Genomic DNA, 15,678 nt, shown 5'->3' with positions numbered 1-15,678 from the left:
TCGATATGAGTGCAAATAATGAAACAATATCACTCTGAAACTGCGCCAATGCTTTTGCAAGATCAATATGGGCGCATCAAGCGAAAATTACGTATTTCAGTAACTGATCGCTGTAATTTTAAGTGTGTGTATTGCATGCCTGAACATCCTGAATGGCTAAATAAACAAGATTTGCTTAGTTTTGAGGCGCTATTTCAGTTTTGCAGTTTTATGGTGCAACAAGGTATTGAAAGCATCCGTATTACGGGTGGCGAACCATTAATGCGTCAAGGAATTGTCCATTTCGTTCGTGATTTACAAGCCTTAAAAGCATTAGGTTTAAAACGTATTTCAATGACCACTAATGGACATTACCTTGCAAAGTACGCTCAGCAATTAAAAGATGCTGGTTTAGATGATTTAAATATTAGTTTAGATAGTCTTGATCCAATTCAATTTAAAGAACTCACCAAGAAAAAATTAGAACCAGTTCTTGAAGGTATTCAAGCTGCAAAAGATGCAGGTCTACCTTTTAAAATTAACTGTGTATTAATGAAAAATAAAAATGACGATCAAATCCTACCGATGGTGAAATGGTCAATCGCTAATCATATTGCTTTACGTTTTATTGAATTCATGCCACTTGATGGTGATGCACTTTGGTCAAATAAAGATGTGGTGAGCGAAGCTGAAATTTTACAAGCATTACAACCACATTATTCAGTACAAGTGATTGAGCAGCAACATGAGCCAGCACGTCAATATTTACTTAACAATAGTTACGCGCTAGGCATCATTTCTACCATTACTCATTCATTTTGCCATCAATGTGACCGTATACGACTAACGGCACAAGGTGAACTCTATAACTGTTTATTTGCACCGCAGGGTTTAAATATTAAACCACAACTTCAAACGCTGGTAAGTAAACAACGTACACCAGAATACGATATGTATATCCAAAATTTAAAGAATTTGGTCCATCCTTATATTTGGCATAAAGCTAAAGGCTTTCATGCCTTACAACATCAACAAACCCGTAAAATCAGTATGCATATGCTTGGGGGATAAATGCAGCAATCTATCCAAATTAAAATCGAATCATTTGGTGCAATTGAAAAATTGCTTCCACAAAATCTTTCGTTAGTTTTCCCCACCGATATTTTAGTTAAAGATGTCTTAAATGAAATTGTTTCGTTGCATCCGGAATGTACACAGGCCATGGAAAAATGTGCATGTGCGATAGAGGATAACGTTATAACCAGACAATCTGCCTTAAGTGAGCCGTGTACTCTGGTTTTATTATCACCAGTTGCAGGAGGGTAAGTCATGCGAGATTTTGCACGTATTCAAGAGCAGGTTTTAAGCCTAGATACTTTTGATCCTATTGAATCTTTTCCAGAATGCGGTGGAATTGATATTTTTATGGGTACAGTTCGTAATCACCATGAAGGTAAAGCGGTTAAGGCTTTGAAATATACCTCGTATAAACCGCTTTCTGAAAAAATGATACGTGAAATTGAACTGGAAATTGAGAAAAAGTATCAGGTATCTTATGTGCGAGTGGTTCATCGGATTGGGCATCTAGATGTGGGTGAAACAGCAATCATTGCAATTGCTTATGCAGCCCATCGCAGTGAAGCTTTTCAAGCGTGCGAAGAAGCGGTTGAGCGGGTAAAGCATGAAGTGCCTGTGTTTAAAGAAGAGTTCTTTACAGATGGTACAAGTCACTATGTAGAGGGCTGCTGTATTCGTAAGGATGCACCGCACGAACACAAACATCACCATCATACCGGCCATGAGCACTCACACTGAAATATGTAATACTAGGATAAATAATGAAAAACGTAGGAATGAAGCCGGAAAGTTATCGTGTTGCTGAAGCACAAGCTATTTTATATGCACCACCGCACTGTATTGAGTTATTAAGACAAGGGAATACGGAAAAAGGTGATGCATTAAAAACCGCACGTGTTGCAGGAATTTTGGCAGCAAAACGTACTGATGAGCTGATTCCTTTATGTCATCCACTGCCGATTTATCGTGCAGATGTTGAATATGAATTAGAACATGATTTTGTAAAGATCATTGCCGTAGTTGAAACCATTGGTCCAACTGGCGTAGAAATGGAAGCCTTAACGGCTGCAAGTCTTGCAGGCTTAACTATTTATGACATGTTAAAACCACATTGTGAACCAGAAGAACTCTGGATGGACCAATGTAAATTGCTTAAGAAAAAAGGTGGTAAATCACACTTTAAGCGAGTTCTTCGTCAACCTGTTTCGGCTGCGGTTATTGTGTTGTCAGACACCGTAGCAGCGGGTAGAAAGCCCGATACTGCCGGAAAATCTGTGGTTGAAACTTTAACTGAAGCAGGATTCGATCCAATCCATTACCAAATTTTGCCAGATGAAGCGGATACTTTAAAAAACTTAGTGCTTGAGTTGAGCAAATCATATGCTTGCATTATGACCGTCGGCGGTACTGGAATTGGTAAGCGTGATATTACGGTTGATACGCTAGAGCCACTTCTTGAGCGTAAGCTAGATGGCTTAATGGAAGCTGCTCGTTCATTTGGACAAAAACGCACGCCATATGCTGCAATGTCGCGTGGAGTAGCTGGTTTTATTGATCGCTCTTTAGTGGTGACTTTACCGGGAAGCCGTGGTGGAGCAAGCGAATCAATGGCTGCTATTTTACCTGCCTTAGTGCATATTTTTGATGTTTGCCGTGATCTACCACATCCGGGAGGCTATGAATAATGACTGGTTGTGGTGCAGAACGTGGGTTGATTAGCGTGGATGAAGCAATTGAGCTGATTAGTAACCGACCTAAAAAATTAGACTCAATTCAGCAAGTTCTACAAAATAGCCTAAGTAGATATCTTGCTAAAGAAATTTATTCAGAAATTAATTTACCAAGTTTCTCTCAAAGTGCTGTAGATGGTTACGCACTTTGTAGCCATGCAGAAGATTTAAATAATCAAAAGTTTCAGGTTACTGGCGAGATTCGTGCCGGAAGCGAAAGTCATGACATTCTGAATGAAGGACAGGCAATTCGTATATTTACTGGTGGCAAAATTCCTGAAGGCACAACACATGTTGCGAGGCAAGAAATAGTAGAGGTCGTTTCAGCACAAGAAATTTCGTTAACTGAACATATTCGCCCTAAAGCTGATATCCGTTTTACGGGTGAAGAAATCCAGAACGGGCAGTTGCTTGCCCAAGTTGGACAGTTTTTAAATATTGGAAGCTTGGCTGCCTTAAGTATGGCAGGTGTGCAAACCGTTGAAGTCTATCGTGCGCCGAAAGTCGCTGTTTTGATCACGGGTGATGAAGTTGCCGAAACAGCAGAAGATCTAGCTGAAGGTAAAATCTTTGATGCAAATGGCCCGTTACTAAAAGCTTGGTTTGAAGATTATGGTTTAGATGTTGAACTCATTCATGTGGCAGATGAGGCAGCACAGGTCACACAATATTTCGACCAATTAAAAGATAGCCATGATGTGATCATAACCACAGGTGGAGTCTCTGTTGGAGACTATGATTTTGTTCGGCCATGTGCTTTTGAAGTTGGTTTTGAGCAGATCTTTTGGAAAGTAAAACAAAAGCCAGGTAAGCCACTCTTTTTTGCTGAATATTCTCATCCAGAATCAGATCACCACTGTTATTTACTGGGATTACCGGGTAATCCTGCTGCGGTCTATGTGTCTATGCAGGTTTACGGTAAAGCATTGCTTGACACTTTGCAGGGAAACCAAGCTGGGCCAGTGTGGTTTAGTGCAATTTTAGATCATGATTTAAAAGAAGATGCGCGTGAACGTTTTCTAAGAATGCATGCTTATTTTGACAATGGACAACTTAAAGTTAAAAGTCTGGCAAAACAGCAATCACACATGCTCAGTAATTTAATGCAGGCCAATTGTCTGGTGCGAATTCCGGCAAGTGCAAAATTGGAAGCGGGTTATATATTGAAGGGCGTATTTATTTCAAATTAATAACCAGTAATGATAAATATAACTCACTATATGACTGAGTGAGTTATATTTATTAAGCAATTTTAAATAATAACTTTTAATTTTTTATAATGAAAATTCTTTCATAAGCTTGATAAGAAGTTATTTTTATAATGAATCTTGCATAAATCGTGCTAAGTGGTTTAGGGTATAAACAATAGGGCCATTAGGCTAGGAAATATCGAGGAACGCATAAAGATGAAATGGGACGACATCGGTGATCAACCTTGTTCGGTTGCTCGTATGCTATCAGTGATTGGTGATCGATGGACGATGCTAATATTACGTAATGCTTTTATGGGAATACGCCGTTTTGACGATTTTCAAAAGTCATTAGGTGTCACTCGTCATGTCCTTTCGGATCGTTTAAAGCGGTTGGTTGAATATGAAATTTTAGTCAAATCTCCTTATTTTGATCGTCAGGAACGCTTTGAATATAAATTGACTGATAAAGGTTTTGAACTTTATCCAATTATTTTGTCTATGGCGAATTGGGCAGACAAATGGATGGATCAAGGCTTAGGCAAACCTTTAGAATATCGCCATAAAACTTGTGGTCATAAGTTTGAACCAGTCATGGTATGTTCGGTTTGCCGTGAACCTTTACATGCAAAACAAGTTCAAGTTTCAGCTGGGCCGGGTTATTTTGCATATATACAGCAAAAGCAGAAACAAGCTTAATTTCTCTTATTACCAGTCATGAAGACTCTTGTTGAATCGCATCAGCTAGAGTCTTATAGATGTGGTCATGATTTGACTGGGTTACATTAAAGCGGATGAATTGACCAGCATTAGAAGCTTGGCTAAACGCGTTTCCTGGCGCAAGAATAACCTGATGATTAATACAATATTTTGCAATTTCTGAAGCTTCAACTCCCTTTGGCAAATGACACCAAACAAAAATTCCCGCTTGTGGCTTAATCCATGGCTTTATACCCAATGGTTCAAGTTTACTAATCGTATCGTGCATCGCTTTTGCTAAACGAACCTTTAGTAATTCTATATGTTTACGGTACGAGCCATCTGTTAAAGCACTTAATAAAACTTCAGCTGATACGCCATTATGAGAAAAGCTTGTGGCAATTTTCAGGTCTGTGAGCTGATCAATCCATTCTGGTTTAGCAATAATATAACCACAACGAATAGATGCTGATAACGTTTTAGAAAAACTTCCAATAAAGATTACACGTGAAAGATTATCCAAAGCAGCAAGTCGAGGAGCAGGGCTATATTCAAAGTCTGAGAAAATATCATCCTCAACAACAATCAAATTTGATTGTTCAATAAGTTTTAATAATTGATGCGCCGTAGAAAGAGAAAGTACTGCACCAGTTGGATTATGAATTCCTGAGTTGGTGATATAAAGACGTGGATTATAAGTCTCGATTGCTTCTTTAAATGCTTCTAAGTCAGGACCTGTTGGTGTGTAGGGAATACCAATAACCTTAACTTGATGAACTTTAAGTAATGCATGAAAGTTAAAATAACAAGGATCATCAATTAAAACCACATCATCGGGCTTTAGTAAAAATCGGCATACTAAATCAATCGCTTGAGTTCCTGAGTCTGTTAAAAGTACTTGATTAAGATTTGCATTGATACCTTTTGCTTGAGCGCGTCTTGCCAGTAAATCACGTAGAGCGGGTAATCCTAATGGCGTTGAATAACCCATCAAACAATCATCTGGGCTTCTTGCAGCCGACCTTAATGCTTTACGAATACTATCTAATGGCATCCAGTCATCAGGTAACCAACCGCAACCGGGCTTAAAAACATCTGCTTTCGCCTCCAAAGATTGGCGTGAAATCCATAATGGATCGACTGAGCGATCTAATTTAGGACCTAATTCGCTTAAAGAAAGCGGGGCAAGCGGACCAACAATATAAAAACCAGACCCAGTTCTTGATTCGATTTTGCCTAGAGCAATTAATCTTTCATAGGCTTCTACAATCGTTGATACAGAAAAGCCAAGATTATTTGCTAACTTACGAACGGAGGGTAAGCGTGCTCCAGGCATTAAAGACCGATTTTTTATTTGTTGCTCAATCTCTGAAATGACAATTTCAATTTTGGTTTTGTTCTGGTTCACTGACTTACAATCCGAACTGTACTGGTTATTAATACATTACAGTTCTTTAAAATTGTACTGCTTTGTATCTGGTTTATTCACCTTAGCACAGCTTAAATTCTTCGTATAGTGACGGAGAAAATTATGAATAGGTTTATGAATGGCTGGGTGAATGGTTTTATTGGTGTGGCTATTTTTGCGGGATCACTACCAGCAACACGCGTAGCCGTAATGGGTTTCGATCCTGGTTTTCTAACTGCGGCACGTGCGGCAATCGCAGGTATTTTAGGCCTTATTCTTATTTTGGTTTTAAAACAAAAAAAACCAGCCAAGCAAGATTGGTGGCCTCTTGCCATCGTTTCTTTAGGCGTGGTGATAGGTTTTCCTCTATTTACAGCGCTTGCTCTGCAATACATGAATGCGGCTCATTCAATCGTTTTTGTTAGCCTTTTACCTCTCGCAACTGCAATATTTGCTGTGTTGAGAGGCGGTGAAAAACCGAATCAATTTTTCTGGATATTTGCAGTCTTAGGGAGTGCGGTTGTCTTCACTTATATGTTTTTGATTTCTGGTGATACCTCACTTGGGATAGGAGACTTTTATATGTTGATGGCGATCATTTTTTGTGGCTTTGGCTATGCAGAAGGCGGTGTACTTTCAAAAAAAATTGGTGGATGGCAGGTCATTTGTTGGGCGCTTATTTTGTCACTACCTTTTATGCTATTTTTGACTATTTTCTATATGCCAGCTTCATTTCAGAACATATCTACATCAGCTTTAGTAGGTCTTATTTATGTGTCTTTATTTAGTATGCTGATTGGTTTCTTCTTTTGGTACAAAGGGCTTGCGCAAGGAGGAATTGCTGCGATTAGCCAACTACAACTCTTGCAACCTTTAATGGGATTAGGTATTGCTGCGGTCTTGTTACACGAACAAGTAAGTTGGTCAATGTTGGTGGTTACAGCAGCAACAATTTTATGCGTCGCTGCTGCTAAGAAATTTACTTAATATTATAAACAATTTGCTGGTTTAGGAATCCCTGCTAAACGACTTAAGTGACGCGCCACTAAACCAGTATTAAATTGTTGCTGTAAAACTGCATTATTAATCTCTGGACTGACCGTTTTCATTAAAAATTTAATCAGCGGGCGAGTTGCTGGAGAGTGTCCAAATTGCTGATAAAACTGACGTACAGCTGCTAAAATTTCAAAATGCCAATCGGTGAGTTCAAGATCCAGTGACTTGGCAAGTTCTTGCGCAACTTTAGGATTCCAGATTGTGTAATCAACCAAATGACCATCTTGGTCTAATTCTAAATTCATGAAACCAGCCTAAATATATTATTTAAGAGAAATACAGCGATTAAACATTAAAACCAGATCAGCAAATTGATCGTAATCTAATACCTTTATCTGAGATAAAGTATCTGTATCAAGTAAGTCTTTTTCGATGCTTAAGCATGAAACGGATTCAAATGGTTGAATCATTTCAGCAGAAAGTTGTGCAACTGAATCACCCATAAAAACAACTTGATCACCTATCTGAAAAAGATGACTTAATTCATCAATAATCTTAGGTGTAGCATGGTAAGAAGATTGCACAAGATAAAGTGTCGATGGATTCATTAAACTTACACCTTAATCTACCAATATAGAACATGATCAAAAGATTGAATAAACTCAGCATTCAACTGAACGAATTCAATTTCTTGTTCGGTTTTTTGTACAAGAGGATGCTGCTGATTTTTATTTTCAATCAGAATAGGACTCAAGTCGTAGAACTCAAAACTTTCGACCATATTTGAGGCCACTTTGAAAGCCTGACGAAACTGATCAAAGCTTAAATCATTTTGCAGAAGACTAAGGGCAGCATCTTTAAATAATACTTTGACTGGTGAGCCAAAGGTTGCTAAAACCATAGTAGCAGAAAGGCTTTCATTGATTTGAAGACTGGTTAAATTGGCTTGACTTAAAATGACGAGTACAGATTTCACACAATATACCTTTTAAAAGCAACAATCTAAGCAAACAAAGTAACTTAAAATTGAATAAGACGAGATGCTGACTGTACTGCATCAGCAAGTTCACCTAACCCGACAAGTTCAAAGTCTTTGGCAAGGTTGTGATGAGTAAGGTGATGGCGACTGGCATTTTCTGCATCTGTAATACCACGAGCGAGGGCAGCACTCACACAAACAGGAAGACGAATCGCAAGCTTTTGCCATTCATGCGTTAAATTACGCTGGTCGTCAGGAACCCATTGAAAATCATTAGCAACCTGCACGCCATCTTGGTAAAAGAATACACGGAAGTCTTCATTTTTACTTTTGAGTGCCTGAGCAAGTCCTAACGCATGCCAAGCATGAATGGAAGTAGGAGCAGAGGTAATTAGTAGTAATGTACTCATTGAGAATTCACTATGGTCATACGTCTAAATGGGCGTAGATACATTAAGAGAAAGGTAAGTATACAATGATTTTAGTGACAGGTGGTTTAGGCTTTATCGGTTCACACATTGCGTTGAGTCTAATGGCTCAAGGGCAAGAGGTGGTAATCGTCGATAATTTGGCTAATTCAACCTTGCAAACTTTGGAACGGCTAGAGTTTATTTCTGGTATGTACGTTCCATTTGTCAAACTTGATGTACGCAATACACCAGCGCTGAATAAGGTGTTTGAGCAATATTCAATTGATGCAGTTATTCATACTGCCGGATTCAAATCAATTGAAGAATCTAACCTTAAACCTCTTGAATATTATAATGATAATGTTAGTTGTATCATGAGCTTGCTTCGTGCCATGCAACGTACGGGTGTTCGTCACTTCATTCATCTGTCTAGCCTTGCAGCTTATGGGAAATCTGGCTTGCAATTGAGTGAAACAGAAGAATTTAATTATGCTTATCCTAATCCCTACATTAAGTCTCAACAGATGATTGAAGAAATTATCCGTGATACTTATAAAATTGACCATGAGTGGAAAATTGCGATCTTAAGATTGTCTAATATCGTAGGTGCATTTGAACATGGGGTACTCGGAGAGTATGTCGCTCAGCTCCCTAAAAATATTGTTCCGCTTGCGATGCAAGTCGCAGCAATGCAACGTGATTTAATTGAATTACAAGATCAAGTTGAAACGTCAGATCATACGACTGAACGTAGTTTTCTACATGTTTTAGATTTATGTGAAGCTGTCATTGCGAGCTTACATTGGCTGCGTGAACAAACGCATTGTTGTGAAGCATTTAATATTGCACATGACCAAGTTCATTCAATTCGTCAATTACTCGATGAAATTTCACAAGTTACTAAAGCTGAAGTTCCTACACAATCAGCAATTTATAAACATGTCGAGTTAGATCAAGTTGGGGCTAATATTGAGAAAGCAAAAACCTTATTGCAATGGACACCGAAGCGGCCATTAAAACAAATGATCGAAGATGAATGGCGCTTCTATCAAAATACTTTAAATGGAAGGTGAGATAATGATTCTTATTTACAATGCTGGTATGCTTGAGTACGATATTCAAAATTAACTAGCCAGAGCAAACACTTGCTTCAGCCCGTGAGTTCTTTATTGAGATAACCGAGGTTTCTATGCAAACACGAATTGAACATGACACTATGGGCGAGATTGAAGTTCCAAATGAAGCATTGTGGGGGGCACAGACTCAACGCAGCTTACAGAACTTTAAAATCGGGCAGGAACGATTACCCCGTGCCATGATTCGAGCGATGGGTTTGGTAAAAAAGGCTGCTGCAATAACCAATGCTGAACTTGAACAACTACCACAAGATTTGAGTCAATATATTGTGGGTGCTGCTGAAGAGGTCATTGATGGCAAGTGGGATTCCCAATTTCCTTTAGTTGTCTGGCAAACAGGTTCTGGTACGCAAAGCAACATGAACTGTAACGAAGTGATTGCCAATATTGCAAACCAGAAATTAGGGCAAGCCTTAGGTGCTCAAAAACCAGTACATCCAAATGATCACGTTAATCGTGCTCAATCAACAAATGACTCATTTCCAACGGCCATTCACGTGGCAGCAAGTTTACAAATTAACGAGTTGCTCATTCCTGCTATAGAGCAGCTTAAAGCGACTTTGCAAAAAAAGTCAGATGAGTTTCAGGATATTGTTAAAATTGGCCGCACCCATTTGCAAGATGCTACTCCATTAACCTTAGGGCAAGAATTTAGTGGTTACGTATCACAGCTTGAGCATGGATTGGTTCGACTACAACAAGCTTTGAGTGGCTTATATGAGTTGCCATTAGGTGGCACAGCGGTAGGTACAGGATTAAATGCACATCCTGACTATGCAGTAAAAGCAGCAGCTCAGCTTGCACTACTTACAGGTTTACCTTTTGTAACTGCACCCAATAAATTTGAAGCTCTAGCAGGACGGGACGCCGCTGTTTTTGCATCAGGTGCATTAAAAACTTTGGCTGTAAGCTTAAACAAAATCGCGAATGATATTCGTTGGTTGGCAAGTGGACCGCGTTGCGGTTTTGGTGAAATCCGTATTCCAGAAAATGAGCCTGGTTCAAGCATTATGCCTGGAAAAGTAAACCCAACACAAAGTGAAGCAATGACCATGGTTGTTGCGCAAGTGCTTGGAAATGATACGACCATTAACGTAGCAGGTGCTTCAGGTAACTTTGAATTAAACGTCTTTATGCCAGTGATTGCTTATAACTTATTGCAATCTATTCAGTTACTTGGTGATGCATGTAATAGCTTTAATGATCACTGCGCGGTGGGAATTGAGCCTAATCGCGATAAGATTGATCACTTCTTGCATAATTCTCTGATGCTAGTTACAGCTTTAAATCCAGTAATCGGCTATGAAAATTCTGCAAAAGTTGCAAAGACTGCTTATAAAGAAAATAAAACGTTGAAGCAGGTCGCTGTTGAGCTTGGTTTGGTTACAGCGGAACAATTTGACGAAGTAGTTAAACCTGAAAAGATGGTTTCACCAAATAGTAAGTAATCACTAAAAACAATGTAAGCGTTAATGTTTATATAAAAGCCCTCATCTGAGGGCTTTTATAGGTAGAGACTAACTTATAGCTTGAGATAGGAAAATATCAAAGTAAGCCTTCTATATATTCCCAACCATGAGATTTCATAGTCTCAAACTTCTTTTTTAGCTCTTCTTTTTCGTAGTTATGAGGATCGCCTGCTAAAAGAACATGATACGAGTTAGTTTCTGGTTCTATAGTCACTTCAATAATTTCTACTGGTTGGATCACTCCACTCTCAGTTAGACCAGAGTCTATAAAACATATTCCTTTTACAGGAATAACAGTACAGTCATATTCTTTGGAAATAAAATAATTATTTGCTGAAGCGGAATACGTACGTGATGCTCTAACTTTCATGTGTACCTCCTTCAAGCGTAGAAAGGGAATGTTTTAGTCTGGCGTGCTTGTATAGTTAATACTGTTTAATTTATATAGTGATTTTATTTTTTACTTCAATATTCTAATTATAGATTTTTTATTAGCATAAAATGCTGTTAGCTATAATTTACAAGGTAAGGTATTAAAAAACTTATGAATCAAAAGCCAATTTCAGTTGTTTTAATTCCTGGTTATATGCTTGATGAATCTCTCTGGAATGAACTCATAGATGAAATGCCTAAAGAGTGGAATATATATAGAGCTACTTTAAAACAAGGGCAAACAATCAAAGAAATTGCTCAAAATATTGTTGAACATGCGCCACAAAGCTTTGTACTGATTGGATTCTCACTTGGAGGATATATCGCTAGATCTATAGTGGAGCAATTTCCTGAAAAAGTTAAGGCACTTATTTTAATAGCGTCTTCACTACGCTCAGATACAGAAGAACAGAAGAGTCAAAAGTTAACGGCGATTAAACTTAACTCTGGGAAAAATTTCCATGGGCTAAGCTCAATATCGATTGAAAAAACACTTCATCCATCAAATGTGCAGAATCGTGCTCTTGTAAAAAGAATCCAAGAAATGGGAAAAACTTTGGGTTATGAAGAGTTCGTTAAACAATCGATGTTAGATAGAAGCTCTTATGATATGAGTAAGATCGCATGTCCAACTTTAATTATTTCTGGTACAGAGGACCAGCTGCGCTCCAAGGAAGAAGCCATAGAATTATTAGATCAATTGCCACATGCAAAGCTTGAGATAATTAAAAATACGGGCCATATGATTCCGATTGAACAGCCGAAAGCATTGGTTTCAGTGATTTTAACTTGGTTAAGTACTTATCTTTCATGAGGGCCTAACTTTCGTTTTCTTCGTCAGAATCTTGACAATTTTGAAAACTTGATTGCCAAGTTTGATTTTTTGATGAACAGTTGCATGATCAAGCTCATCCCATAACTCAAATGGGAAAAACTCCGAACTATGATCAAATATCCATAACCATTGATAGCTATTGTTAAGGGTATTCTTATCAAAACGAACATCTTGAACTTTGACAATTTTAAACTGTTTATGATGTTCATCTTGAAGAATAACTTCATGATTCTCCATTAGACATCCACGCATTAAAAACAATTTTCAATTGTACTAAAATTAATAGTGTCTGATTAACTTGTTAAGTTGGCATTAATTTACAAAAGATTTCGGGTTGTTAAAGTTTGTCATTTTCAAAAAGAAAATAATCTTTACTTTTGAAATACAAGGTTTTAATTAGGTTACATTGTAAGAAATGTGTGCAAATGTCAGAATGTACAGTGAAATCTATCTTCGAGTATCGCTATGAGTTTAATAGGCTTTATGTATGCAAGTAAAACCAATAGTGAACATAGTCAAATAAAACAAGATTTAATTGATATTCTCACTGAAGCAGTCAAATTCAACTCACATAATGATATTACAGGAGTACTTTACTATGGTAATGGATACTTCTTACAGTATTTAGAAGGTGAGAAAGAACAAGTCGAATCGCTATTTTATAAATTAATTTTGAAAGATTCGAGACATCAGAACTGTGAAATCATCTTTTCAGAACCATCCGAACAACGTCTATTTAAACATTGGAGTATGAAATTTGCTCCCATTAACACGAAAATAAAAGAATTCTTTCATCATCATCATGTTGATGAGTTTAATCCTTATCTGCTTAACACTACATCTATTCCATCTTTTATTGAATTGCTTGTAGATCAACCAAACCATAAAGTTGATCAATATCAAGGTTAATCAAAATCAGGAATTGCAGTAGATTTTTAATTATCCTATGTAAAATTAAGCTCTCTTCGGAGAGCTTTTTATCACGAAGGTTGAAACTTTCACTAATTAATGGCGAATTGGCGTTGAATAAGCCGTCATAATTGTTAAAATGCCCACCTTGTCCTGTTTTTATATTGTTTTTTGTTTTGCATGTATTTCGCAAAGTTAGAGATAAAATTATTAAAAACAGCTGCTTAGTTAAGGATTTTTGAATGCTCTCTATTTATTTAACAGATACCCAACAACACGTGCAATTTAATGATTATCCTAGTGATCAGCCGGTTAAGTTTCTGTTAAATCTTAAAAAGATTTTCCCAAGTACGGCGGATTTATTATTACCAGTTTTACCTGAAGATAATGATCTAGAAAACGTAACGTGGGAATCAACCTCAAAAGATTTTGAAGTTTTTAAAAAGCTATTAGCGGGATGGGGTGTTATTGAGCTTCGTTTAAATGCAATTACTGCTTATAAAGATAAAAACTTTGCAAATGAGCTAGTGAAACAAGCGCAGGTAAAACGTAAGAAAACAGCGCAAAAAAATCATCAGCTTTCTTTAGTTGCTCTAGATTATATTTTTATGCACGAAGTTCATGCATTGATTGATGCTGAACTGGTCACTATTGGTGAAAAATTCTACTTACCAACCTTGCGTGAGCAATGGAAGGGTACGGTTTCAGACCAAGTGCTCAACGGGAAACTCTAATTTAAGTACAAAAGGTGGATTTATAAAAATTCACCTTTTTTATTTTTAATTAAATCAATATTTTATAATTTTAAGATTGCTTATACAAAAGTTTACAAGAAAAGAATGCGTTTTTTTCAATGTGGCAGATACATTGCTTATATAAATACAAAATTATTGCGGGAGAGAGGTTCATTGAGAACCCGCCGAAGGAGCAACAAGCCCGGAAACTCTCAGGCAAAAGGACTGTAATAATTAAAAAATCTGGAGAGAAGCTTAGATTTATAAGAATGGAAAACAATAACTTATAAATTATAAACTCACCGAAGGGGAAGATCTAAACGTTAAAAGGTAACGTTGGGGTCGAAACTCTCAGGTACCAATGACAGATGGGCTGTACTGATGAAATGTTCTTGCATTTCTGAGGAGTCTGTTATGCCACATGTTATTGTGATAGGTGCGGGAATCACAGGGGTTACCTCTGCTTATGAATTATCGCAACTGGGTTATCAAGTCACAGTGATTGATCGACATCTATATCCTGCAATGGAAACATCATTTGCCAATGGAGGGCAATTATCGGCTTGTAACGCCGAAGTATGGAACCAAAAAGCTACCGTGATTAAAGGCTTTAAATGGATGAGACAAAAAGATGCTCCTCTATTGTTGAACCCTTCATTTAGTTTGCATAAGTATAGTTGGCTAGTTGAATTTCTATCACATATTAAAAACTATGAAGCGAATACGATTGAGACGGTCCGTTTGGCATTGCTCGCTCGTAAGCGTTTATTTGAAGTAGCTGAAAAAGAGCAGCTTGAGTTTGATTTGGAGAAACGTGGAATCCTCCATATGTATCACAGTAAGGCTGACTACGAGATTGCTAAACAAGTTAATAACGTATTGAACAAAGGTACATTGGAGCGCTATTCGGTTTCACCTGATGAAATGAAAACAATAGAACCATCTTTGACAGGTGACTATTTCGGTGGCTATTACACACCAAGTGATGCGACGGGTGATATTCATAAATATTCAACCTCTTTGGCCGAGAAGACTAAACAATATGGCGTTCAATATAAGTTCGGCCTAGAAGTTATGGATATTAAGTGCAGCGCAGACAAAGTAGTCGTAACTTGTCAGCCAAGTGATGAGCATCCTTATCTGGTTGAGTCCGATAACATTCAACTAGAAGGTGATGTACTTGTTGTTTGTGGTGGTGTAGGGAGTTATCAACTTGCCGATATGATTGGTGAGCGAGTAAATGTGTATCCAGTAAAAGGTTATTCAATTACCGTGCAATTAAAAGATGAGCACAGCGTAAACAATGCTCCTTGGGTGAGCTTGCTAGATGAAAGTGCAAAAATTGTGACTTCTCGTTTAGGTAAAGATCGACTGCGTGTGGCAGGGACTGCTGAGTTTAATGGCTATAACCGCGACATACGGGCTGATCGTATTCAACCATTAGTGAATTGGGTTAATCGTAACTTTGATATTTCAACTGAGCATGTGGTGCCTTGGGCAGGGTTAAGACCAATGATGCCGAATATGCTGCCTGTTGTTAAGCAATCTAAACAACCTCGTGTTTTTTATAATACAGGGCATGGGCATTTAGGTTGGACTTTGTCTGCGGCAACCGCAGTTTTAGTCGGTCAGGATATTGCTCAAAAATATCCAGCGTAGAAAGTAAAAAGCCAGTGTTCAAACACTGGCTTTTAT

The 15,678-nt window shown here is 37.8% G+C and carries 20 protein-coding genes and 1 riboswitch; of the genes, 13 read left to right on the top strand and 7 right to left on the bottom strand.

The window, feature by feature from the left end; all coding sequences use genetic code 11:
• Window positions 1–9: 9 nt before the first annotated feature.
• From moaA to J663_RS01135, 6 genes are all read left to right on the top strand, one after another.
• Window positions 10–1,050 (top strand): GTP 3',8-cyclase MoaA, encoded by a 1,041-nt coding sequence (gene moaA / locus J663_RS01160; RefSeq protein WP_081404553.1) that lies wholly within the window; start codon window positions 10–12, stop codon window positions 1,048–1,050.
• Window positions 1,051–1,305: a MoaD/ThiS family protein gene (locus J663_RS01155; RefSeq protein ID WP_033847337.1), complete on the top strand. Its 255-nt coding sequence runs from the start codon at window positions 1,051–1,053 to the stop codon at window positions 1,303–1,305.
• A 3-nt stretch (window positions 1,306–1,308) separates the two neighbouring features.
• Window positions 1,309–1,794 carry a molybdenum cofactor biosynthesis protein MoaE gene (locus J663_RS01150; RefSeq protein ID WP_033847336.1) on the top strand — a complete coding sequence of 162 codons (486 nt, stop codon included), beginning with the start codon at window positions 1,309–1,311 and terminating at the stop codon, window positions 1,792–1,794.
• Window positions 1,795–1,817: 23 nt separating this feature from the next.
• On the top strand, window positions 1,818–2,741 hold the full coding sequence (gene moaCB, locus J663_RS01145; RefSeq protein WP_014207007.1) for a bifunctional molybdenum cofactor biosynthesis protein MoaC/MoaB: 924 nt from the start codon (window positions 1,818–1,820) through the stop codon (window positions 2,739–2,741).
• On the top strand, window positions 2,741–3,976 hold the full coding sequence (locus J663_RS01140; RefSeq protein ID WP_033847335.1) for a molybdopterin molybdotransferase MoeA: 1,236 nt from the start codon (window positions 2,741–2,743) through the stop codon (window positions 3,974–3,976). Before moaCB ends, J663_RS01140 begins: the two co-directional genes overlap by 1 nt.
• A gap of 216 nt (window positions 3,977–4,192) precedes the next feature.
• Window positions 4,193–4,675: a winged helix-turn-helix transcriptional regulator gene (locus J663_RS01135; protein WP_033847333.1), complete on the top strand. Its 483-nt coding sequence runs from the start codon at window positions 4,193–4,195 to the stop codon at window positions 4,673–4,675.
• 16 nt (window positions 4,676–4,691) lie between these two features.
• On the opposite strand, the gene J663_RS01130 is transcribed toward J663_RS01135, so the two are convergent.
• Complete coding sequence (locus J663_RS01130; RefSeq protein WP_033847331.1) at window positions 4,692–6,083, bottom strand: PLP-dependent aminotransferase family protein; 1,392 nt, start codon at window positions 6,081–6,083, stop codon at window positions 4,692–4,694.
• Between the two features lie 123 nt (window positions 6,084–6,206).
• Between J663_RS01130 and J663_RS01125 the strand changes: the two genes are divergently transcribed.
• Window positions 6,207–7,070: a DMT family transporter gene (locus J663_RS01125; RefSeq protein ID WP_033847330.1), complete on the top strand. Its 864-nt coding sequence runs from the start codon at window positions 6,207–6,209 to the stop codon at window positions 7,068–7,070.
• Between the two features lie 2 nt (window positions 7,071–7,072).
• Here the strand turns inward: J663_RS01125 and J663_RS01120 are convergent, their stop codons facing one another.
• The 4 genes from J663_RS01120 to tusD are packed head-to-tail and all read right to left on the bottom strand — an operon-like array spanning window position 7,073 to window position 8,468.
• Window positions 7,073–7,384: a TusE/DsrC/DsvC family sulfur relay protein gene (locus tag J663_RS01120; RefSeq protein ID WP_033847329.1), complete on the bottom strand. Its 312-nt coding sequence runs from the start codon at window positions 7,382–7,384 to the stop codon at window positions 7,073–7,075.
• Between the two features lie 18 nt (window positions 7,385–7,402).
• A complete protein-coding gene (locus J663_RS01115) occupies window positions 7,403–7,687 on the bottom strand; it encodes a hypothetical protein (protein ID WP_033847327.1) in 285 nt (94 codons plus the stop codon).
• Between the two features lie 17 nt (window positions 7,688–7,704).
• A complete protein-coding gene (locus J663_RS01110; RefSeq protein WP_033847325.1) occupies window positions 7,705–8,055 on the bottom strand; it encodes a hypothetical protein in 351 nt (116 codons plus the stop codon).
• Between the two features lie 44 nt (window positions 8,056–8,099).
• Window positions 8,100–8,468, bottom strand: a complete 369-nt coding sequence (tusD, locus tag J663_RS01105) for a sulfurtransferase complex subunit TusD (RefSeq protein WP_002115623.1) — start codon at window positions 8,466–8,468, stop codon at window positions 8,100–8,102.
• A gap of 65 nt (window positions 8,469–8,533) precedes the next feature.
• On the opposite strand from tusD, the gene galE reads away from it, so the two are divergent.
• Both galE and fumC read left to right on the top strand, forming a co-directional pair.
• Window positions 8,534–9,541, top strand: a complete 1,008-nt coding sequence (gene galE / locus J663_RS01100) for a UDP-glucose 4-epimerase GalE (RefSeq protein WP_033847323.1) — start codon at window positions 8,534–8,536, stop codon at window positions 9,539–9,541.
• 116 nt (window positions 9,542–9,657) lie between these two features.
• Complete coding sequence (fumC, locus tag J663_RS01095) at window positions 9,658–11,052, top strand: class II fumarate hydratase (RefSeq protein ID WP_033847322.1); 1,395 nt, start codon at window positions 9,658–9,660, stop codon at window positions 11,050–11,052.
• A 97-nt stretch (window positions 11,053–11,149) separates the two neighbouring features.
• On the opposite strand, the gene J663_RS01090 is transcribed toward fumC, so the two are convergent.
• Complete coding sequence (locus J663_RS01090) at window positions 11,150–11,443, bottom strand: hypothetical protein (protein ID WP_032006888.1); 294 nt, start codon at window positions 11,441–11,443, stop codon at window positions 11,150–11,152.
• A 174-nt stretch (window positions 11,444–11,617) separates the two neighbouring features.
• On the opposite strand from J663_RS01090, the gene J663_RS01085 reads away from it, so the two are divergent.
• Entirely contained in the window at window positions 11,618–12,319 is a 702-nt protein-coding gene (locus J663_RS01085) for an alpha/beta fold hydrolase (RefSeq protein ID WP_033847321.1), read from the top strand.
• Here the strand turns inward: J663_RS01085 and J663_RS01080 are convergent.
• Window positions 12,314–12,577 carry a hypothetical protein gene (locus J663_RS01080; protein WP_033847319.1) on the bottom strand — a complete coding sequence of 88 codons (264 nt, stop codon included), beginning with the start codon at window positions 12,575–12,577 and terminating at the stop codon, window positions 12,314–12,316. The genes J663_RS01085 and J663_RS01080 overlap by 6 nt on opposite strands.
• A gap of 228 nt (window positions 12,578–12,805) precedes the next feature.
• Between J663_RS01080 and J663_RS01075 the strand changes: the two genes are divergently transcribed.
• From J663_RS01075 to J663_RS01065, 3 genes are all read left to right on the top strand, one after another.
• Window positions 12,806–13,249, top strand: a complete 444-nt coding sequence (locus J663_RS01075) for a BLUF domain-containing protein (RefSeq protein WP_005073889.1) — start codon at window positions 12,806–12,808, stop codon at window positions 13,247–13,249.
• Between the two features lie 242 nt (window positions 13,250–13,491).
• A complete protein-coding gene (locus tag J663_RS01070) occupies window positions 13,492–13,983 on the top strand; it encodes a hypothetical protein (protein WP_002115670.1) in 492 nt (163 codons plus the stop codon).
• A gap of 149 nt (window positions 13,984–14,132) precedes the next feature.
• Window positions 14,133–14,221, top strand: a riboswitch (glycine riboswitch).
• A gap of 176 nt (window positions 14,222–14,397) precedes the next feature.
• Complete coding sequence (locus J663_RS01065) at window positions 14,398–15,642, top strand: D-amino acid dehydrogenase (protein ID WP_033847318.1); 1,245 nt, start codon at window positions 14,398–14,400, stop codon at window positions 15,640–15,642.
• Window positions 15,643–15,678: the final 36 nt, after the last annotated feature.

The organism is Acinetobacter sp. 826659, assembly GCF_000588515.1.
Taxonomy (GTDB): domain Bacteria; phylum Pseudomonadota; class Gammaproteobacteria; order Pseudomonadales; family Moraxellaceae; genus Acinetobacter; species Acinetobacter pittii.
The sequence above is the reverse complement of the archived record's forward strand: the minus strand, read 5'-3'. Positions and strand labels throughout refer to the sequence as shown.